14 protein-coding genes and 2 pseudogenes are annotated in these 21,565 nt (G+C 63.0%); 8 read left to right on the top strand and 8 right to left on the bottom strand.

Annotation, left to right across the window (positions count from 1 at the left end):
- Positions 1–12: 12 nt before the first annotated feature.
- The 5 genes from M9955_08160 to M9955_08140 form a co-directional block, all read right to left on the bottom strand.
- Positions 13–966, bottom strand: coding sequence for an FAD:protein FMN transferase (locus M9955_08160; GenBank protein MCO5081617.1), 954 nt, complete (start codon positions 964–966; stop codon positions 13–15).
- Positions 947–3,151, bottom strand: coding sequence for a PepSY domain-containing protein (locus M9955_08155; protein MCO5081616.1), 2,205 nt, complete (start codon positions 3,149–3,151; stop codon positions 947–949). The genes M9955_08160 and M9955_08155 overlap by 20 nt, the downstream gene beginning before the upstream one ends.
- A gap of 7 nt (positions 3,152–3,158) precedes the next feature.
- Complete coding sequence (locus M9955_08150) at positions 3,159–3,629, bottom strand: DUF2271 domain-containing protein (protein MCO5081615.1); 471 nt, start codon at positions 3,627–3,629, stop codon at positions 3,159–3,161.
- Positions 3,630–3,662: 33 nt separating this feature from the next.
- Positions 3,663–4,022, bottom strand: a complete 360-nt coding sequence (locus M9955_08145) for a hypothetical protein (protein ID MCO5081614.1) — start codon at positions 4,020–4,022, stop codon at positions 3,663–3,665.
- Between the two features lie 166 nt (positions 4,023–4,188).
- Complete coding sequence (locus M9955_08140; protein MCO5081613.1) at positions 4,189–4,506, bottom strand: PepSY domain-containing protein; 318 nt, start codon at positions 4,504–4,506, stop codon at positions 4,189–4,191.
- A 141-nt stretch (positions 4,507–4,647) separates the two neighbouring features.
- Between M9955_08140 and M9955_08135 the strand changes: the two genes are divergently transcribed.
- Both M9955_08135 and M9955_08130 read left to right on the top strand, forming a co-directional pair.
- Positions 4,648–5,307, top strand: a complete 660-nt coding sequence (locus M9955_08135) for a response regulator transcription factor (GenBank protein MCO5081612.1) — start codon at positions 4,648–4,650, stop codon at positions 5,305–5,307.
- Positions 5,304–6,641, top strand: coding sequence for an ATP-binding protein (locus tag M9955_08130; protein MCO5081611.1), 1,338 nt, complete (start codon positions 5,304–5,306; stop codon positions 6,639–6,641). The genes M9955_08135 and M9955_08130 overlap by 4 nt, the downstream gene beginning before the upstream one ends.
- A 172-nt stretch (positions 6,642–6,813) precedes the next feature.
- Here the strand turns inward: M9955_08130 and M9955_08125 are convergent, their stop codons facing one another.
- Both M9955_08125 and M9955_08120 read right to left on the bottom strand, forming a co-directional pair.
- On the bottom strand, positions 6,814–7,713 hold the full coding sequence (locus tag M9955_08125) for a ribose-phosphate diphosphokinase (GenBank protein MCO5081610.1): 900 nt from the start codon (positions 7,711–7,713) through the stop codon (positions 6,814–6,816).
- Entirely contained in the window at positions 7,713–9,266 is a 1,554-nt protein-coding gene (locus M9955_08120; GenBank protein MCO5081609.1) for a thymidine phosphorylase family protein, read from the bottom strand. Before M9955_08120 ends, M9955_08125 begins: the two co-directional genes overlap by 1 nt.
- A 120-nt stretch (positions 9,267–9,386) precedes the next feature.
- Between M9955_08120 and M9955_08115 the strand changes: the two genes are divergently transcribed.
- Complete coding sequence (locus M9955_08115; protein MCO5081608.1) at positions 9,387–10,982, top strand: MBL fold metallo-hydrolase; 1,596 nt, start codon at positions 9,387–9,389, stop codon at positions 10,980–10,982.
- A gap of 50 nt (positions 10,983–11,032) precedes the next feature.
- Positions 11,033–11,608 (top strand): annotated as a pseudogene (locus M9955_08110) (class II glutamine amidotransferase).
- Positions 11,609–11,758: 150 nt separating this feature from the next.
- On the opposite strand, the gene M9955_08105 reads toward M9955_08110, so the two are convergent.
- Positions 11,759–13,075 (bottom strand): APC family permease, encoded by a 1,317-nt coding sequence (locus tag M9955_08105; GenBank protein MCO5081607.1) that lies wholly within the window; start codon positions 13,073–13,075, stop codon positions 11,759–11,761.
- Positions 13,076–13,774: 699 nt separating this feature from the next.
- Between M9955_08105 and M9955_08100 the strand changes: the two are divergent.
- From M9955_08100 to M9955_08085, 4 genes and pseudogenes are all read left to right on the top strand, one after another.
- A pseudogene (locus M9955_08100) lies at positions 13,775–15,344 on the top strand (OB-fold nucleic acid binding domain-containing protein).
- A gap of 54 nt (positions 15,345–15,398) precedes the next feature.
- Positions 15,399–16,154 (top strand): SOS response-associated peptidase, encoded by a 756-nt coding sequence (locus tag M9955_08095; protein ID MCO5081606.1) that lies wholly within the window; start codon positions 15,399–15,401, stop codon positions 16,152–16,154.
- Between the two features lie 197 nt (positions 16,155–16,351).
- On the top strand, positions 16,352–18,034 hold the full coding sequence (locus tag M9955_08090; GenBank protein MCO5081605.1) for an NERD domain-containing protein/DEAD/DEAH box helicase: 1,683 nt from the start codon (positions 16,352–16,354) through the stop codon (positions 18,032–18,034).
- Positions 17,994–21,368 (top strand): hypothetical protein, encoded by a 3,375-nt coding sequence (locus M9955_08085; GenBank protein MCO5081604.1) that lies wholly within the window; start codon positions 17,994–17,996, stop codon positions 21,366–21,368. Before M9955_08090 ends, M9955_08085 begins: the two co-directional genes overlap by 41 nt.
- Positions 21,369–21,565: the final 197 nt, after the last annotated feature.

The raw sequence follows: 21,565 nt of genomic DNA, 5'->3' as shown, positions 1-21,565 counted from the left end.
CCAAAGTCGCTCCTAGGCGGCATGCTCGAATGAGTTGCCCACGCCCCGTCCACGAACCGTATCGCGTTCGTCGCGAAGCAGGAACAAGGCTTCGATTCCGGTCTTCCGCGCCAAGGTACTTCCTTCGTCGGGTCCGAGCACCATGAGCGCCGTTGCCCAGGCGTCGGCGGCGGCGCATGATGGGGCGATGACCGTGACCGAGGCAGGAGGTTGGAGCAGCGGCGCGCCGCGCTTCGGGTCCATGGTGTGCGAAAGCAGCCGTCCGTTCACGCTCACGAAGTGGCGATAGTCGCCGGAAGTGGCCACCGCGCAGTCGGTCAATTCGAGCACCGAGTGGGGCGCGCGCCGATCCGTATCGGGCTGTTCCACCGCGACCGTCCAAGGCTGCCCGTCCGGTCGATGGCCCATGGCACGCATCTCGCCGTCGATCCCGACCAGAGCGTCGCGGAAGCCGAGAGCCGACAGCGTTTCGGCAAGGCGATCGACGCCGAAGCCCTTTGCGATTCCATTGAGATCGAGGGTGATGGCGGCACGCTTCGTCACGGTTCCCTGGCCGAACGCGAGGGCTTCGACTGCCGACATGCGGTGCGCCGACATCGCTGCGCGGATTGAATCCTGGGAAGCGCCGCCCGGCCCGAATCCCCAGGCCGATACGGCGTCGCCCACGCCCATGTCGAACGCACCGCCGGATGCCTTGCCGATGGCCTCACCGAGTCGCAGGACCTGTTCGAGCATCGCGGGTATCGGCACTGCCTCGCCGTTCGGAGCTCGGTTCAGCAGCATCAGAGCGCTGTCGGTCTTCCAGATCGACATCTGCGCATCGACTTCATCGACAGCAGCCTGCAAACCGGAGCGGATACGGGCCACATCGAATCCGTGCTCGGCCCAGAACAGAGCCGACCAGCGCGTTCCCATGGTCGGGCCGCTCAGCGCATGACGAACCGGATCAGTAGACATCTTCGACATAGCGTCCCTCCGCCTTGAGCCGCGCCGGCGAGAGGCCCATCGGCTCCAGGATCGCAGCAAGAGTCTCCGCCACGCCGGCCGCCATCTCCCGACCGCCGCAGACCATGATCTGCGCTCCAGCCCCGATTGCCGCTGCTATCGACGCGCTTTCGCGCGCAATGGCGTGCTGAACATAGCGCGGATGCGCGCCGCGCGAGCAGGCGGTGACGAGGCTCGCCAGCCGACGTTCGGACGACCAGCGGGCCAGCTCTTCTCCGTACAGGAAATCGCTGTCGCGATGCCGCATGCCGAAGAAGAGGTGAATGGGACGTAGCCGATCGTTGGCGCGGACGAAGCCCGCCAGCGGTCCGATCCCGGTGCCGGCGCCGATCAGGATCAGCGGCCTGAGACCGCGCGGCGGATGGAAGGTAGGGTTGCGACGCAGGAAGGCTTCGACGGACTGGCCCGGCTCCAGTCCGGTCAGCATGTCGGAGCAAGCGCCGCCGACATGCTTGCGGACCACGATCTCCAGGAACCCGTCACGCCTGCCGGATGCGAGAGAATAGAAGCGCGGCACGGTTGAGCCCTGCGGCAGGACGCCGACGAGGTCGCCTGCCTCGAAACGGGCGAAGCCGCGTCCCGTCAGGCGCTCCAGCAAGCTGCGGCGTGGCAGTACGAAACGCAGGATCGCCATCGGAGCCTGTACCTCCTGGCCGTAGTTGCGGCGAGAAAGCAGCGTCAGGGCAGTCGTCCTGGGCGCGACGGGCTGGTGATTCAGCTCCAGCTCGATGCCGAGAGCCTGCCCCAAAGCGCGGCCCCACCGCGCGAACTCCTGCGGCGACTGGCGGTCGATGGTGTCGAAGGGCAGGATCGTATCCCATCCCTTCGCGCGTGCGGCGGCATTGACCTCCTCGGCGTAAGCGCAGAATCGCGGGAAGGATCTGTCACCGAACCCTAGGACCGCGACCGCTGCCGTCGGTGCCGCGCGAAGTGCGCCGAGACGGTCGAGAAAGCCCTTGGCGGAGGCCGGCGCGTCACCGTCCCCATAAGTGGCGGCGAGCACGATGTAGTGTTGCGCACCTCGGGTTCGGTCGGGCGCGAAGGCTGACATCGGCGCGACATGAACGCGCTTGCCGACCCTCGCCAGGGCCGCATGCAGCGTGGCGGCAAAGCCCCACGTGCTGCCGCCCTCGCTGCCGACGAGCACGACGACATGCGCAACGGAAGGCGATGCGTTGCCCCTAATCGACGGTCGCCCGCGCCGCGCGGCAGCCCAGATGACCAGCCCCGTGCCGCCCATCACCGGCACTGCCAGCGCCATCGCACCCAGCAGCAGCCCAAGCAGGGACGCGCCGCGACCCGTGTGCAGCATGTAGACGGTCTCGGTCGCGCGCTCCCATGCGCTCAGGTCGACCCAGCCGAGCGTCTGCCCGGTGCCCTGGTCGATCGCACCCGACCCGCTGTCGGTCTTCAGCGTGAAGACGTCAGTTGCGTCATCCGGATAAGGAAACGTCAGTTCGCGCAACTCGTCGATCGGCGTGGCCGCCAGCAGCGGCATTGCTGATAGCACCGCGCCTTTCGTGCCGCTCGCGGCAGACTGCTCCATTGCCGCCGGCCCGTCGGGAAGAAGGCTGAAGGTGGAAGCCGTCATCCAGAGCGCCGTTGCCGACGACAGAAGCAGGCCCAGGACCGCGGCGCGCGCGAGTTCTACATGGATGCGCCCGGCAAGCGGGCCGCGCAGCGGCGCGAACCAGCGGCGAAGGCCGCCGGTGCGGCGCGCAACCAGCAGGATTCCCGACACAGACAGCAGGAGCATTGCTGCCGCGCCGGCCGCCGAAGCGAGGCGTCCCGTGTCGTCCAGGAAAAGCGAGCGGTGCAGGTTCGTCAGCCAGCGTTCGACCTGATTGGGATCGGCCGCACCGACCGCCTCCCCCGTCGCCGGGTCGATCACCGCAGAACCCGGGGTGCCGTTGTCGAACCAGAGGGCGGTGATGCGGCCGGACGGCGAACGCCTGATCTGCTCAACGCCAGGAATAGCCGACTGAATCCTCGACGCAATCTGCGCGACGCTCGCAACCGGATCGGCCTGCGGCGAAGACATTCTCTCCGCCGCAGGGAAGATCGAAAGCGCCGCACCGCTAAGCGCCAGCAGCGCCAGCAGGGCGAGGCCAATGAGGCCGGGCCAGCGGTGGAACAGCCGGGTCATGGCAGCCTCACATCGCGTAGGCAAGGCTGGCGACGTAGCGGCGGCCCTGGACGGCCTGCCCGGCATTCGCCGATGTCAGCGGAACCGAGACGTCGTTGGGGCTGTCGCGCATGTCTTCCACCGCTGCATCGACATGCAGCGTGTAGCCCGCGTCGAAGAGCGCGTCGGCGAGGTCGAGCGTGATTTCCAGCGTGCGGCCCGCGCCGACGCTTGCCCCGGTGATGCCGTTGATCTCCGCAGCATTGCCGCCCGTGGCGCTGTACCAGTCCGCTAGGTGCTCGTAATACTTCGCCTTGCCGCCCGCCATCCACAAGGTGCCGGCATAGGCACCCTTGGCGTCTGTGACGTAGATGGCGAGGTAGGCGCCGTCGCCGCCATAGCTCTTCATCGTCGTCGTCAGGGTCACGGGACGAGCCAGCGCCACGCCGGGCAGCGTGAGCGCTGTCGTCAGGGCCAGTGCGGCCAGAATCTTCTTCATGATGATGCTCCGGTGTGCGTCAGGATCCCTCGGTCAGTTCAGTCGGACCTTCGGAGCAGGACCGCTGCCGAAGAGACCGTTGGCTGGAGGTGCGACAGCGCCCGCCGGCGCCGGGTTGGCGGACTCGTTCCGGCTATATCCGTCGTCATCGTCGTCGTCGTGGTCATCATGATCGTCGTCGTCGTCGTGCCCGTAGCTGTCGTCATCGTCGCCGCTGCGCGCTTTCCGGCCATGATCCCGATCAAGGCGGTCGTCGCTGGCGAGCTTCAGAATGCCGTCATCGCTCGTCCTTGCCGACGCATGCTCGGAGCGACGCATGCCGCTCCAGGCTGGAACGCCGGCGCCGATGGCCAGGGCGGTAGAAGCGACGAGGATTGCAAAGGTCTTTTTCATGGCAGGTCTCCTTTTCTGCTGGCCTCTTGTGGAACCTCCATCTGATCGCTTGCTGACGCGTCCGGACCTTCTGCTTCAGCTTCCCGTCAGCGAACGGCGGGAAAGCAGAAGGCCCCGCCGGGGTGGCGGGGCCTGGTCAATCCGGTTCGGGCCTTGTGAAGCCGCGCTACCGGTCGTCGCCTCGCCGTTCGCGGTGCTCTCCGTCGTCACGGTCGTCATCGTCCGCTTCGATTTTCATCACCTTGAGCGTCGCGGGATTGACCGTCGCTTCTATCTGCCGGCCCTCCGCATCGCTTCCGATGATCTCGTAGCAGCCGTCGTCGATCTTGATCCGGCGCACTGTCCAGCCAAGCTCGGCCGCCATCGCGGCCACCGCCTCGCGCGGCTTCCAGTCGGCCATCGGGACGAAGCAGTCGTCATCGGCGCGCGCGCTGCCAACCGACAGGGCGGCGAGCGACGCGAGAATTGTCAGGGCGAGGCGCATGGCGCATGACTCCGGCCGTGGTGACTTTTCTCATATTGGAAGCGCAAGCTGACGGTTTCCTGAAGTTGGGCATCACGCTGCTTCAGCAAGTTGTCAGGATCAGCGGTGATGATGCCGCTCGATCGAAAATGAAGGCATGAGATGCGCACGCTGCTGGTCGAGGACGATGCTGTGCTGGGGGCGGCGGTGCGCGACCAGCTCGCCGGTGACGGGCATTCCGTCGATTGGGTTACGCGCCTCGACGCCGCCCGCGACGCCATGGCCGGCGCGGCCCACGATCTCGTCCTCCTCGACCTCATGCTGCCGGACGGTCGCGGCATAGTGTTCCTGAAATCGTTGCGTAGTGCGGGCAGCGTCACCCCCGTGATCATCCTGACCGCCCTCGACCAGGTAACCGACCGGATCGAAGGGCTGAAGGCTGGAGCCGACGACTACCTCGTCAAGCCGTTCGATCTGGACGAACTTTCCGCGCGGATCGGTTCGGTCGCGCGGCGCTATTCCGGCAATCCAAACCCGATCATCCGCATCGGTCCGCTGGAGATCGACATCGCGCGCCGCAGCGTCCGGCACGACGGAAAGGCAGTGCAGCTGACGGCGCGAGAATGGGCCCTGCTGGACGCATTCCTCGCCCGCCCCGGTCAGCTGCTGTCGAAGTCGCAACTGGAGGAGAAGCTCTACGATTTCGATTCCGAGATCGAGAGCAACACGATCGAGGTTCATGTCAGCCGCCTACGCAAGAAGCTTGGACCGGAGCTCATCGAGACCGAGCGCGGCCTCGGCTATCGGCTGGCCAGGGCATGAAGCTGCCGCGCAGCCTTCAGGGCAGACTCCTGCTCACGCTAGGCGCCGTCATGCTTGCGATATGGGTCGGCGCCGCATGGGCGACCGCCCTGCTGCTTCGGCACGAAATCGAGGAGGTTTTCGATGCCTCGCTGCAGGAGACGGCGCAGCGCCTGCTACCGCTGGCCGTGCTTGACATTGTCGGTCGCGAGGACGGCGACGCGGCCAGCCAGCGGCTCGCGACGATCCGCAGCCACGAGGAGCTGTTCACCTACGTCGTGCGGAATAAAAATGGCGCGGTTCTGCTGCAATCCCATGCCGCCGATCTCTCGGCCTTCCCGCCCTATGACGGCCCTGGCTTTCGAACGACCGGGCGCTACCGGCTCTACAGCGAGGAGGCGTTGCAGGGCACGGTGATCATCACTGTTGCGCAACCCCTTTCCAACCAGGCTTCCGTCATTCGCGAGATGCAGATGGTCCTGGGACTTCCGGTGTTGCTCGTCATACCGGCTGCCTTCGGTGCGATCATCTTTGCGGTGCGACAGGGCACTCGGCCGCTGCGCAGGTTTCGCGAGCAGCTGGAGACCCGCAGCGAGAAGGACCTAGCCGCTGTCTCCGCCGAAGGCCTGCCGAGTGAGGTCGCGCCACTAGCCGAAACCATGAATGCGCTGCTCGCACGGCTACGGTCCGCGTTCGATGCCGAACGGAGCCTCGCGGCTAACACCGCGCACGAGCTACGCACCCCCCTTGCCGGCGCCATCGCCCAGGCGCAGCGCATCCGCAAGGAAACCGCCGAAGGCCACACTGCGCAGCGCGCCTTTGACATCGAGGCTGCGCTCAAGCGGCTCACCGCGCGATCCGAACGGCTGATGCAGTTGGCCCGGGCGGAAGGTGGGCGGCTGACGCTGGACGCCGACAGCGACCTGCGCGACGCAGTGTCGGTGGTCGTGCACGACATGAACCGCACCGGGCAGCAGGAACGCATCGTTCTGTCAGTTCCGGACACGCCGGTCCTGTCGCCGATTGACCCCGATACGGTCGGAATCCTGTGCCGCAACCTCATCGACAATGCGCTTCAGCATGGCGGCAAGGATTCCCCGGTCGAGGTTTCCCTGTCAGCGAGTGGAGAACTCTCGGTCGCTAACGGGGGGCCGCTCGTATCCCCGGAACGACTGGAATTGCTCACCAGGCGTTTCGAGCGAAACGGCAGCATAGGCCGGGGAAGCGGGATCGGACTATCGATAGTGGCGACGATCGCTGAGCGGATTGGCACCGGGCTTAAGCTCTCTTCACCCCGCCCCGGCCGCATCGATGGCTTCGAGGCTCGTATAGACTTGAATAGGCCCCTTTGTTGAGCGCCGTTCCCTCCGAGGCGGAGCAAGGCTGCAAATTCCGTTGTATATCGGCCACGGTGGAATGGTCGCCATTTTCGACCAGCTTACCTGAGATTTTCTCGCTTGCGCAGGATCGGCATCCTCCAGCTCGGCGCCTGCGAAGCCCATAGCGTAAAACCCAAAGGGATAAAGGTCATTCGACTCCCATGCGCAGCGCCTCAGCTAGGAGCGATGCAAGGTGGATCTTATTCGTGGCGTGGCGCACACTGTCGGTCGAGACGATCCGGGAGACCCCAGCAGTATACAACGCTGCAGTGTCTGTTTCGGAGCTCAGCATGTGCGTAGCGAACAGCTCAACGCGATCTGCTCCCGCATCCAGAAGATGACGGGTGGCGACGCAGACGGTTGAGCCCGATGATACCACGTCATCGATGAGGACGGCCGTCCGTCCCCTGACGCGATCCAATCCGGCGATTTCGATGGCGACATCGCGGTCGCCGAGGCGCACCTTCCTGCCGACGAGGACATCAAGTGCCGATGCTTTCGCGGCAGTCTCGACCCAGCGTCTGGATTCCCAGTCCGGCCCGACGAGAACAACATCCTTCCGGTCCTTGTCAGCGGTGATCGAGCGACCCAGAAGCGGCGCGGCGCTCAACTGCGTCACAGACATGCTGAAGACACTGTTCAGGTCGTGCGCCCGATGCAGATGCGGGTCGACGGTGACCAGCCCGTCGAATGCATCTGACAGAATTCGGGCAACAACCCTCTGACTGACTGCCTCGCCCGGTTGGAAGGCCACGTCCTGGCGCATGTAGCAGAGATAGGGTGCTACCAGCACGATGGACCGGGCGCCCGAATCCCGCAAGGCCGACGCTGCGAGGAGGAGGTCAAACAGCCGATCATTCGGATGATCGAGGCTGCAATAGATGACCGTCGCTCCCGTCTCCGGCTCTGTCCGTACCAGGCTTTCGCCGTCCGGAAACCGCCGCTGTTCAATCCCTCTGAAATCCGCGCCGAGTGCCGTCGCGAGCCGCCGCGCGGGTTCTTCATGGTAGGCGAAGGCGTGTACGGAGGACCAGACTGGCGCTGACATCAGGGCAAACTCGCGGGCCCTACCCCAAAGCCGACATTGCGGTCGGCGGCCTCGGTTGCCAACGCCAGGTCTCCGGCGTGGGCTGCATGAATCCGATACACGATCTCGCCCGCCTCCACGACATCTCCCGTCTTTCTGATGAGATCGATGCCGGCGCCGCGATCGAGCGGAGCGCCCGCCAGCCGGGCTATCCGTGCCAAGCGGTAGCAGTCCATGTCTCTAACCCTGCCACTGGCCTGCGCATGCACCTCATGGGTGAGATCGCCCAGCGTGAAGGCCATGGGCGGGGGACCCTGCAGCTTCATTATTCGTTCCATCGAACGCAATGCAGAGCCGGAGTCGAGCAATTCCCTGGCACGCGTGTAACCGGTTCCGCCGCGGCACGCGGGATCGAGTTCGATGATGCGCGCGGCTAGTTGCAGCGACTTTTCGCGAAGGTCCGAAGGGGCGTCAGCCTCGCACCGCAACACGGACATGACGTCACGTGCTTCCAGCACAGGTCCTATGCCACGCCCGATCGGCTCGGCGGCCGGAGTGACCGCGACATCGATGTGCAGTCCGAGCCGGTCGCCGACGAATTCGAACAGCTTTCTCAACCGCACCGCGTCTTCGGTCCCACGGACCTTTGCGGACGGTCCGACGGGTATGTCCACCACTAGATGCGTGGACCCTGCCGCCACCTTCTTCGACAGGATGGAAGCCACCATCTGTTCTCGTGTGTCGATCCCAAGAGGGCGCTGGACCGAGATCATGATGTCATCGGCTGGCGAGAGGTTCACGTTGCCGCCCCAGACGATGCAGCCGCCGCACTCGTTCACGACATGGCGTATTTCATCGACCGACAGGTCCACGCGCGCCAGCACCTCCATAGTATCAGCCGTCCCCGCAGGAGAGGTGATGGATCGGGAGGACGTCTTGGGAATTGTAAGGCCGTACGCAGATACGATCGGGACGATGATCATCGACGTGCGATTGCCCGGAATCCCGCCGATGCAGTGCTTGTCGACAATTATCGGCTGAGCCCATTCGAGTTTCCTTCCGACTGCGATCATCGCTTCCGTGAGAGCCAGGAGCTCGTCTGTGGTCATGAAGCTCGCCGAACCGATCAGGAAGGCTGCGAGATCCATTTCGCTGTATCTGCGGTGGGCGATATCGACGACGATGTTGCGGATGTCGTCCGACGAAAGCGTCGCGCCCCGGATCTTGGCGCGAACACTTTCGAGACTGCGAGGGGGCACCGCAGGTGCGATCGTGACGGGAACGCCTTCCGGCAGGCCGAGGCTCGAGAACCCTTGCTCCGAGAGCCCGAGCTCGTCATCCGCAACGATACCCTCGTCGTCGGCAATGGCGAGCGATGCGAGAACTTCGCGTCCACCTTCCCCGGTGATGCTGACCTTCTTCAGCGCTCGGTGCTGGTCGGGTCTGAACAGCCGGCAGTGCCTGTCGACATAGGCGATGCTCTCGTTGTGCGTGTCGACCCCGATGCGCTTGAGCTTCAGCAATGCGGACAAGTCCCCTGCGCCATAGCCGTGATTGCCGGACAACTCTTTCATGCTAGGCTAGCATGGAGTTCGGAGGCCTTCGAGACTGATCGCAACCAGAAGACTTTCATCTGACAGCCATTCATCGGGAGAGCGTCGTGCTCTTCTGCTTGAGACATTGGAAAGCGGCCCATGCACCCGGTCCTGCGTTTTCACGGCGCCGCCCACGCAGTCACAGGATCCTGTTTTGAGATTGAAACCGGACACTGCCGCGTTCTCGTCGACTGCGGCATGTTCCAGGGATCGAAATCCGAGAAGGAGCTGAACTACGGCGACTTTCCGTTCAGGCCAAACGCGATCGACGCCGTCATCCTCACCCACGCGCATATCGATCACAGCGGCCTTCTTCCGAAGCTGACCAAGCACGGATTCGCAGGCCCGATCTACGCGACCTTGCCGACGGTCGATCTTTGCTCCGTGATGCTTCCGGACTCGGCGCACATCCAGGAGATTGAAGTCGAGCACCTCAATCGCCGCAACGCGCAGCGGGGGCGTCCGCAGGTCACGCCGATCTACTCCATCGCAGACGTCGCCAATTGCATGCGCCAATTCCGGCCCGTGCAATATGGCGAATGGGCGACTGTCGCGGCCGGTATCCGCGCATCCTACTGGAACGCCGGACATCTGCTCGGGTCAGCGTCGGTCGAGATCGAGATTGATACCGGCACGCAGGATGGGCCACTGCGGCTCCTGTTCTCCGGCGACATCGGACCCGGCCAGAAGCTGCTGCAACCCGAGCCGGACGGCCCGAGCGGCGTGGACTATCTCATCTGTGAAAGCACGTATGGCGATCGTGACAGGTCAGAGGTTTCCCGCGAAAGCCGCCGGGCGAAGCTGGGCGAGGAAGTGAGGCGCGCGGCCGAGCAGAAAGGGCCGCTCGTGATCCCGTCCTTCGCGGTCGAGCGCACGCAGGAGCTGCTAGTGGACCTCTACCTGCTGGCGCGCGAGGGCTCGATCCCATCAGGGCCGATCTTCGTCGATTCGCCCCTCGCAACACGGGCCAGCGCAGTCTTCGAGCGTCACGTCGCCGAGATAGACGGCGGCAAGGAGCTGCTCGCGGCGCTGCGCTCCGACTCCATTCGGTTCACCGAAACCGTCGAACAAAGCAAGGCCATCAACCGGCTCTCCGGCTTCTTCATCGTGATCGCTGCCAGCGGCATGTGCGATGCCGGTCGTATCCGCCATCATCTCAAGGCGAACCTGTGGCGGCACAACGCCACGATCATGATGGCGGGCTTTCAGGCGCAGGGGTCTCTCGGGCGCATCCTGCTCGACGGCGCCTCGCGGGTCCGCATCCAGGGTGAAGAAATCGACGTCAAGGCGCGCATTGAACAGTTCGACTTCTATTCCGGCCATGCCGACGCGCCAGAACTCGTGTCCTGGGTGAAGAAGCGCTTCCCGGTGCGCCGATCGATATTCCTCACCCACGGCGAAGAAGCCGGGCTCGATGGGTTGCGCGACCGGCTTTCATCTTCTCTGCGGTACAACCGGCTCATCCTGCCGCTCATCGACGATGCTTATGAGCTTGGCCCCGAGGCGGCCCAGCAGATCGACGTCAACAAGCCTCGTCGGCTTAAACCCGACAAAGTTGCGCGACTCGACTGGCACAACGACCTCTCCAAGCTCCTCATCGATATCACACAGGAGGTCAACGCCGCCGCCGACGAACGATCTCGTTCGACAATCATCAGGCGCTTGCGGCGTGGGCTGGAAAGCGAATCCGAATAGCTGATGCAGCCGCCGACCGATCGGGAGAGCCGCATAGTCTACAGCCACAAATGCGGAGCCTGGATTGCCCTGATGACCTTGCGGAATTTGCCGCCTCTGCCGCATTGTTCTGGCGCTTCCTCAGCGACTGGGTCCGGATCGTCGCGGATCACGATCTGAGCAGTCGGACCGTCGTTTCCCACATCCGCAAGGCGACGATGGGCGACCGTGCCTATCGGAATACCCAGCCTTCATCCGGGAGCTGTCGGGTTCGGTCCACCTGTTCGCAGGGGATTCTCGCCGACAAGGATTTCCAGTCGTAGTCCTTTTGCCCCGTCGGAGAAACGGATGCGGAACTGGCCTTTTGCGGCCTGCTCGATCGAATGCGTTCCGTCTGGACCGTGCCTGGGGAAGTTCCCTCACTGGAGTTACGCATGGCGGTGCTCGCTTCGTGCGCGGCGGAACTGAGGGTGCTGGGCACCGCGAACTTTCTCTACTCGGACGGCGACACCCTTTTCGCTCACGGCGGCCGCCGCAAGAACGGAAGCACCCGAAAGGTCGGGCCTCCAGGGCTGGTATTGCTGCGCCGATACTGCTCGCTGGATTCCAGTGACGGCATGGCACCCGGCATATCGATCGAGGGCTAGGATCATTTCGTCACCCTCGTCGCCAGCGTGCCGCTGAGCGATGACATCTGGGAGCCGCTCGGCGAGGGAGAGATCGTGGCCCTGACGGATGGAGAAGCCGTCCGGTTTCCTCTCGGCAGTCACTACGCTTGAAGCGCAGAAGATGGACGCTCATGTCCGGCGCGCCGCCAGACCTGTCTGGGCGGCATAGAGTGTCAGCATGCCCACCAGCATCGTTCCGGCGAGCGCGGGCGCCTGCCAGTCGCTGCTGGTCAGCCTGACCGAAATCAGGACGAGACAGATGATCGTTCCCAGCGCAGGCACCCAACGCGGCACCTCGAACCTACCCTTCGCCTCGCCGACCCGGCCCTGTAGGGCCACGAGCGCGCCGTTGACGATCGCGAACACCACAAGCAGCATCAGCACCGAAGCCGACGCGAGCTGGGCGATGCTGCCGAAGAACGCCAGGGGGAGAAGCAGCACAAGGAGAGCGAGCGTTGCCAGATAGGGTGTCTGTGTCCGGGACTGAACCTTGCCCAGGGCGGCGGGAAGAAGGCCCTGCCGCGCCATGCCATAGATCATGCGCGAACTGGTGACGTAGTTGACGAGCGCCGTGTTCGCGACGGCGAAAAGGGTGATGCCAGCGAACACAGCAACCGGGATGGCGGGTGCGGCCCTGCGCATGACTTCGGTCAGAGGGCCCGGAGCTTCGGTGAGTTCCTGCCACGGCACGACCGAGATGGCCGAGATGGCGACAGCCACATAGATCGAGGCGCCCACGACCATCGCGCTTACCAGCGCCACGGGAATCGTGCGCTGCGGATCGCGGCATTCCTCGGCGACGTTGAGGATGTCCTCGAACCCGATAAAGGCGAAGAAGGTCAGCACCGCGCCCTGGAAGACCAGCACGATCAGGACGTCGTTGCCGGGCCGCCCCGGGGTCTCCAGCAGATCGACCGAGCCCCAGTAAGGAATGCCGACCGCGATCACCAAGAGAAGCCCCGCCGCCTCGATCAGCGTGCAGGTGACGTTCACCCACATCGCCTCACGAATACCTCGCAGCACCAGCCCGGTCAGGACGAGCAGGAATCCGATTGCGATCGCCCAGATCGGCAGCATCGCCATTCCGGTGACCGAGGCGAGATTGACGGCAAAGACCTGCGATTGAGTCGCGATGGACGTCAGCCCCGAGGCGACGACAGAGAGGCCGACGACGAAGCTCAGGAGCGGCATGCCGAAGGCACGCTCGGTGACGAAGGCGGCACCACCCGCTCGCGGATAGCGCGACCCGAGCGAGGCATAGGACAGCGCCGTCAGCAATGCCGCAACCATGGCCACCACGAAGGCCAGCCAGACTGTATTGCCTGCCAGCCCGGCGGCCTGTCCGATCAGGCCATAGATGCCGGAGCCGAGCATGCTACCGAGGCCGTAGAGCGTGAGCTGAAACGGCCCTATCGACCGTCGCAGCTTCGTCGCGGGGAGCTCCAAAGTTTTCCACCTGTGTGTTGGCTGTTGAGCCAATCCTTCTGCTGATCGTCGGCGAACGCTATGTCTATCCGTATCAACTGCGGAAGTCTTGGGTTTAAACCACGAACGCGCCGAGCTTTGTGTTCGCGTGACGCGAGCGGCGGCGAGGATGCTGCCCATTCAGTTTTCAGCCTGCAATTCCCGACGAGGGCCACAGGGCGTTCTGGACGTGCCGGGTCAAGAAGAAGTCTGACTGCTATTAGGTTTGAAGGCGAACGTTGTGGACGACCGGCGTTGTGGCGCGTTGCGGTCGAAGTGGGGCGGCCACCAGAATGGCCGCTTTTCCGACTCCACCGCTCAGAACCGGACGGGCAGGAATCCACCCCCTTCCGGCCATGGACGGGGAGAATCGACACCGTCCACAGAACAAACTAAGAACATACGCCGGCAGAGCAGGAGTCCATTGCATTGCGCTATGCGGAGCTTCAGGTCACCTCTCATTTCAGCTTCCTTCGTGGCGCCTCGTCGGCGGAGGAACTGTTCGCCCAGGCTCACGCATGCGGGATCGCGGCGTTGAGCATCGTCGACCGGAACTCCCTTGGGGGAAAGTGTGTGCGCATGAGGCGGCGAAGGCGACAGGGATTCGACTGGTCGTGGGCTGCCGGCTCGACCTCTCCGACGGCATGTCGATCCTGGTCTACCCGACGGACCGCACCGCCTATTCCCGGCTGTGCCGGGAAGGCGGACACGCTCGGCACATTCCAGATCGAATCCCGGGCGCAGATGTCGATGCTGTCCCGGCTGAAGCCGCGCACCTACTACGACCTCGTCGTGCAGGTCGCCATTGTCCGGCCGGGGCCAATCCAGGGCGACATGGTCCATCCCTATCTCCGCCGCCGCGAAGGCCGTGAGCCGGTGGTCTTTCCGAAGCCGGAACTGGAGAAGGTGCTGGGCAAGACGCTCGGCGTGCCACTCTTCCAGGAACAGGCCATGCGTGTCGCCATCGAGTGTGCCGGATTCACACCCGGCGAAGCCGACATGCTGCGCAAGTCGATGGCCACCTTCAAGTTCACCGGCGGGGTGAGCCGTTTCAAGGACAAGCTGATCGAGGGCATGGTCGAGCGCGGCTACGATCGCGACTTCGCCGAGAAGACCTTTTCCCAGTTGGAAGGATTCGGCTCCTACGGGTTCCCGGAAAGCCACGCGGCATCCTTTGCCCTGATCGCATACGCCTCGGCCTGGCTCAAATGCTGGCATCCCGACGTGTTCTGCGCAGCTCTGCTCAACTCGCAGCCCATGGGCTTCTACGCACCTGCCCAGATCGTCCGCGATGCCATCGAGCACGGCGTCGAGGTCCGTCCGGTGTGCGTCAACGCCTCCCGCTGGGACTGCACCCTCGAGGAAATGGACGACGGCCGCTTCGCCGTCCGGCTGGGCATGCGCATGGTCAAAGGACTCGCGAATGGCCACGCCGCCCGCATCGCGGCCGTTCGCGGCGACGAATCCTTTTCCTCCATCGACGATATGTGGCGGCGGGCTGGCGTCCCGTCCCACGTCCTGGAGCAACTCGCGGAGGCGGACGCCTTCCGGCACTCTTTCGGCATGTCGCGGCGCGAGGCGCTCTGGGCCATCAAGGGACTTCGGGACGAGCCTCTGCCGCTGTTCGCGGCCGCCTCCGCGCGCGAGCAGGAGACCGTTCCGGAACAGGTAGAGCCTGCTACGATGCTACGCCGGATGAGCGACGGCAGCGAGGTCGGCTCCGACTACGGCCACACCGGGCTGTCTCTGCGCCAGCATCCCGTATCCTTTCTGAGGACCGATCTTACCCGGCGCCTCATCGTAACCTGCCTGGAAACGATGCGCGCGCGACGGCCGCTGGCTGGAGGCTGCAGGACTCGTCCTCGTCCGGCAGCGGCCGGCCAGCGCCAAGGGCGTCATGTTCATCACGATCGAGGACGAGACTGGAATCGCGAACCTCGTGGTGTGGCCGAAGATGTTCGAGAAGTTCCGACGCGTGGTCCTAGGTTCGACAATGTTCGCGGTGCGTGGACGCATCCAGCGCGAGGGCGAAGTCGTGCATCTCGTCGCCCACCACCTGACGGACATGTCGGAAGCGCTGGCGGGGATTGGAAGGCGCGACGCACCGTTCCCCCTCCCGCGCGGCCGCGGCGACGAGTTCCATCACGGGAGTCCTACGCCCCACCCTCGCGGCGCTGCCAAGCCGAGGGACATCTACATTCCGGACCTGCACATCGATCGGCTGCGGGTCCGCGCAAAGAACTTCCGCTAGTCCGATGGCGGCGCCTCCTTGCCAACGCCGGATGCGAGGCTAGTCTCGCGGACCATGTGCAACCTCTATAACATTTCGACGAACCAGGAGGCGCTCCGCGCGCTGGCCAGTTCCTTCGACGATCTGCTCGGAAACCTCGAGCCGTCCATCGATGTGTGGCCCGACCGCACGGCGCCAATCATCCGCAATGGGCTGTCCGGGCGGCGCGAGGCGGTCCGGACGCGATGGGGCCTGCCGTCATCGTCCTTCGCGCTGATGCAGGCAACGCAGAAGCGTGCAGACAAGCTGAAGGCGAAAGGCACTCCGTTCGACTTCAAGGAGCTGCTGCGCATGGAGCCGGACAAGGGCACCACGAACGTCCGTAACACATCCTCACGCCATTGGGGACGGTGGCTCGGCGTCGAGCACAGGTGCGTGGTTCCCGTCACCTCCTTCGCCGAACCCGATCCGGCCAGCAAGGTCGACGGTGGCCCGACGCCGAATGCCTGGTTCGCACTCGACGCCACGCGTCCACTGAAGTTCTTCGCTGGGCTGTGGGTGCCAGGATGGGAGAGCGTCCGGAAGGTGAAGGACGGCCTGACGAAGGACGACCTGTTCGCTTTCCTGACAACTGAGCCGAACGACGTCGTCGGCGCGGTCCATAGCAAGGCCATGCCAGTTCTGCTGACAACACCCGACGAGGTGGAGCACTGGCTGACCGCGCCCTGGAACGACGCGAAGGCGCTGCAGCGACCACTGCCGGACGGAGTACTTGAGGTCGTCACTCGGCCTGCTTCGCCGGAAGCAAATGAACTATTCGCCGACCGCTAGGGGGCCGGTGGCAGACCGACGGGTTTTGGATTTAGGATTCGTTTGACCGGAGGGTACTTGGCTCAGCTCAAGACAAGGGGCTCTTTGGGGATGCAATCGGCGAACTCGACATTGCATAGTAACTTTGGTCAGGCTACCAGTCCTTTGTCCAAGTTCGCCATTGAAACAGGCGACTGGAAAGCATCCCGGGGCGGGGCATGAGACTGATTCCTGCGCAAATCTTAGACTGCGACTCCGTCGCGGAAAGGAGGGTGTTCGGATATCTGGCCGAAGTGGGGTTCAGTTCCTACGACGTAGCCCTCCATTCCCTCAACATTGGCCACCACGAGTACAAGCGGTGGGGAGAGGCCGATTTCTTCCTGGTTGGACGGCGTGGAATTCTGCTCCTCGAAGTCAAGGGGGGGCGCGTTGCCTGCAAGGACGGGATCTGGGAGTTTACAAACCGAAAGAACGAAATTAACCGGAAGAAAGAAGGTCCGGCAGAGCAAGCGAAATCCGCATACTTTTCCCTAGAGAAAAACTATCTCTATCCCAAGTTCTACCGGGAACTGAATGGCGTCCCCAGGGGCTGGGCAGTTGTTTTCACTGATATCCCGCGCCTTGCCAGCGATGGCGCGACGCTCTTGCCTGAGCATCCAGACGAGATCACCGCCTACGAAGAAGATTGCAAGGGCCACAACACTTTCAAGACGTTCTTGGCGAGGACCTATGACCACTGGGCATCGAAGCAGAAGAAGTCGGTCGAGCTCCCCCCCGAATTGGTGAAAGCAATATCGGATTCCTTGCGGCCGAACTTCGAACGTGTCCCCTCGCTAAATAGCCAGCTCCGCGAGGTCGAGCAGAGGCTCTACCAGTTCACTACCGAGCAATACGAGAAATTTGATGCGATTTCCGAAAATGAGCGGATCCTCGTTGCGGGTGGTGCGGGTACTGGAAAAACCTTCGTTGCCGCTGCATGTGCTCGTTACGAGGCGGCGGAGGGGCGTTCCGTTCTGTTTCTAACCCGGAGCAATTACCTTGCCAGCTTCCTGGGGAATCAGGGCTTCCCCGACGGAGTTACGATCGCAGCCTTCGACGAAATTCCCAGGTACGTCGAGAAAGAGGCAATCTGGGATGTCCTGATCGTCGATGAGGGGCAGGACCTTTGTTCACTCGAATGCATCGACCTGATCGACAAGGTGGTGGCGGGGGGGTGGGAGAATGGACGCTGGCGGTGGTTCGGCGACCCCAACTATCAGGTATCTCCCAGCTTTCCATTGGACCACGATTGCTTCGACTACTTGAAGTCCCAGGGCGTGGTGTCGAACCTGAAGAACAACATCCGCAATGCGGGAAAGATCGTCGAGGCCATCAAAAACTTGGCGGGCGCAGATGTTGGCAAGCCGAGTAGCAAGGCCGATAGCGGCGTCGTCGACCTCCAACTGGTCCAGATGGAGAGCGAAGTTCTCCCCCGGGCGGCGTCGGCGGTTCGAAAGTGGTTGAGCGACGACAATCAACTGCCGCGAAATTCGATCGCCATGCTGGTGCCGAGTAAAAGAGACATCGAGAAAGCCATCGAGCTTCTCTCTGCCAACAATGTGCGGTCAGAAGCTTTGAGCCAACGTGCCTTAGGCGGCAAGCCGCGGGACTGTGTCCTGATAGCGACAATCGAAGACTTCAAGGGTTTGGAGCGACCACTAGTCTGCGTGGCCGGGTTGGGCGGAGAGCACGGGTTTGCGTCCAGCGCCTACAAGGCAATCTCGCGAGCGAACCATGTCTTAGCGCTCGTGACAACGCGTGGCTCCGTGGCTGAACTGACGGCAAGAAGCGCTTCGCAAACTAGGGGGCAAGGAGATCCAAATGCTTGGCAGGGAGAAGATCCTCGGGGAAACTCGAAATAGGTTGATCGGTCCCGGCCTAGGGAAACCCGGGCCAAGCGGGAGTCATGATGACGAGATCATCGAAGGCCGCATGAGCTTGGCCTACATGCAGGGAATGCTCTTTCCTCGCGCCGCACGGGCCGCTCCCGACCTTGGTGGCGATGAGGCCGAGGACGCTGCCGACGAAGATGCCGAAGACCCGCTCAGCATGTCCAACGCAATGCTCCCGGCCTCCATGGGTATGTCGCTTTGTATTTCATCTGGCGGCACCGTGAAGGTCACAGTCGAGGCAGCCATCTATGTCCCGGTCGAGTCTGGCACGGCAATTGAAGAACCCTTTTTCGCCAATGGGGATGTTTCGAAATCCGGTTCGGCAGAGGGGACGACGACCAATTCCGATGCCCGCCCGGTCGCGAACGAGAAGAAGGCCGCGAAGGGACGAAACAGGGCGACGGCGCGGTGGCAGCGCCGCCAGTTGGAGTCGTCAACCAAGCACGTTGGCGCAGACGGATCGGACGCAAGCCTAGTCCTAGAGAACCATGCGACATTAGAGGTACTTTCTCGAAGACTGTCGACTGGCGAAATCCTCCTGACGGTGAGCTTGTCCAACATTCGCGAGGCGAAGAACGCGAGAGCTAGCGAGGATACGCTTTACCAAGTGTCGATTTGCGCCGAACCCGTTGATGGGCAAATCCTCAAGTATCCCGCCGCGCGGTACGTCCCCCCTTCCGATGAGGAGCGGGAACTCCGCGTCATATACGGCGAGCAACGTCCTTACGCCGTCGGCCACGGTGTTGCCACCGACTGGAAACTCGAGAAGGGTCGCTGCCAATGGGTAAAAACCGAGGCGCTTCCCACAGCCCACGTATGGCGACCGGTGTTCGATAATCTCTCAATCACGAGAGACGGCGAACAGGTCACCTTTGATGACGACGAGTTGTTCAAAATTGCCTCTTTGGCCAGTGGAGATCTGGCCGGCCCCGAGTTGATCGGCCGCCTCAGGGACCTAGTCGAGTTCTATGAGGAGTGGATAGCTTCCCAATCCGCGATACCGGTTGATGGCGATCTGGAGGATGACGCCTCGAGGATGATAGGACGGTGCGAGCGCAGTGCAGCGCGAATGAAGCAAGGCATCGACATCCTGGAACGCGATGCTGATATCGCCCGCTGCTTCAAGCTCGCCAACCGCGCAATGCTAATGTCCATGTCACACGCGGCACGTGCTTCGGGCCGTGGCCGCGAGGACGGGCTGCAGGGGCCTTTCGAGCTTGGAAAGGCCGAGACGGGCCCGATTGAATATTTTGCCAACCCCGCGCAATGGCGTCCGTTCCAGCTGGCCTTTTTCCTCCTCGTGCTCCCTTCTCTCGCGGGCGAGGAGCTCACCGACCGGGAACTTGTGGACGTCATATGGTTCGCGACGGGTGGTGGTAAGACCGAGGCATACCTGTTCGTCTCAGCGTTCGAACTCTTCCGGAGGCGGATCGTCGATGGGAAATCCGGTGGCGGGACGGGGGTTATAAACCGCTACACTTACCGATTCCTGACCGCTGACCAGTTCCAGCGCACTGCCGGCGTAATCTGCGCTATGGAGATGATCAGGCGGGAATTGAGACAAGCCGGCGATCCGTCAGTTGGCGAGGAGGAATTCTCGATCGGCTTGTTCGTTGGAGGCGACGTTAGCCCCAATTCCTTCGCGGGCGACAAGGATGGAGCTCTCACGCCGACGCAGGAGCTACTCGATTCTAGCCAGCCCCGTGATGCCAATCCCTTTCCTATCGAGAGCTGCCCATCGTGTGGAACACTGCTTGTCCCGGAGGAGAAGAAGGCGAGGCCGGACGGCACCCCAGACGAGTCCTTCTACGGTTTCTTGGCAACCGCAAACAGTTTCACGACGCGGTGCCCGGAGGACGATTGCGCCTTTCACGAACGCCTTCCCGTCTATTTCATAGACGAACAGTTGTTTCGCGCGCCCCCGTCGTTCCTGCTGGGGACCATCGACAAGTTCGCGATGATCCCCTGGAAGGAAAACGGCGGAACCTTGCTAGGACTCGGGACGGGTTGGTCGTCGCCCTCGCTCGTTATTCAGGACGAGCTGCACCTGATCTCGGGTCCGCTGGGCACCTTGGCAGGCATTTACGAGGCGGCTTTCGAAACCTTGATGGCGGCAGGTGGAAAGACCCCTAAAGTGATTGCTTCCACGGCGACCATCAGGAACGCGTCGGTCCAGTGCCGCAGGATCTACGGTAGGCCCTCGATGGTATTCCCATCGCCCGGGTTGCGCGCGGAGGATTCCTTTTTCTCGAAACTCGATTCAGGCAACAAGGAAAGATCCAGGCTGTACGCGGGTGTCATGGCGCAGGGGCTACGATCAACGGTGGCTGCCTCCTGGACCATGGCAACCCTTCTCCAGTCATCGTTCGAACTCGTTGATAAAGGTCAGCTCACTTCAGACGAAGCAGATGGATACTGGACGCTCGTCGCCTATCACAACAGCAAGCGAGAACTTGGTCGCATCGTCAACGCGACGCGAGACGAGATCCCGACCCGCATGAAGGTGTACGCGTCGGACGAGACGGTGGAGCGGCCGTCCAATTTCCAAATCCTCGAGTTGAAGGCCCACGCGGAAACGCCCGTTCCGAGAGCTAGGCAATTGCTGGCGCGGCGCCATAGGCCAGACCAGCCCGCAATCGACGTGGTGCCGTGTACCAATATCATCTCCGTCGGGGTCGACATCGATCGCCTTGGCATGATGATGGTGAACGGTCAGCCCAAGCTAAGCGCCGAGTACATCCAGGCAACGAGCCGTGTCGGGCGCGGCACGGTTCCCGGTCTCGTAGTGGCCGCCTATTCCCCCAGCAAGCCGAGGGACCGTTCGCACTACGAGTCCTTTCGCGACTACCACGAGCGCTTTTACAGCTTCGTCGAGCCGACAAGCGTGACCCCTGGGGCTTTGCCCGCGATAGAGAGGGGGCTGCACGCCGCGCTGGTAACCGTAGTGCGACATAGAACGAAGTTGAGGCGAAACTCGGCTGCAGGGAAATTTAATCCGGCCGAGCCCTTGGTCGCCGTAGCCATCGATCATCTCGAAAAGCGCCTGTTGAAAGCCTACGACGCACCGAACGAAGCAGAAGAGCGAAAACGCATTTCGGCGAAGCTGGCCGAGAAGGTATCCGAGTGGGCTGGGTGGGCTCACTCCATTGAGGGGCTGCAGTACACCTTCGCCAGCGGACAACAGCGTCCTCACCTACTCGTGCGCTACGGGAACAAGAAGATCGACGGGGCAGGCTGGCACACGCTGCAATCGATGCGACACGTCGACAAGGAAATCACGCTGGAGGACATGGGAATTGCCTAAGCCAACAATTCGTAGCGCGCAGCTCATAAGCCCCTTTGGCATTGGATCGCTTTGCGAGATCGACGGGCAGTCATTCTTTGTTCGCGGCACGGGTAGTTGGGCGAAAGGCTATAATCTCCAGAAAATCGAGGTTGGCTCGCTCACAGATTGGCTTAGGCCACGCCAGCTGAAGACGCCGACGGAATCGGTCGCAGTTA

It is taken from the genome of Rhizobiaceae bacterium (assembly GCA_023953845.1).
GTDB lineage: Bacteria > Pseudomonadota > Alphaproteobacteria > Rhizobiales > Rhizobiaceae > Arvimicrobium.
The sequence above is the reverse complement of the archived record's forward strand: the minus strand, read 5'-3'. Positions and strand labels throughout refer to the sequence as shown.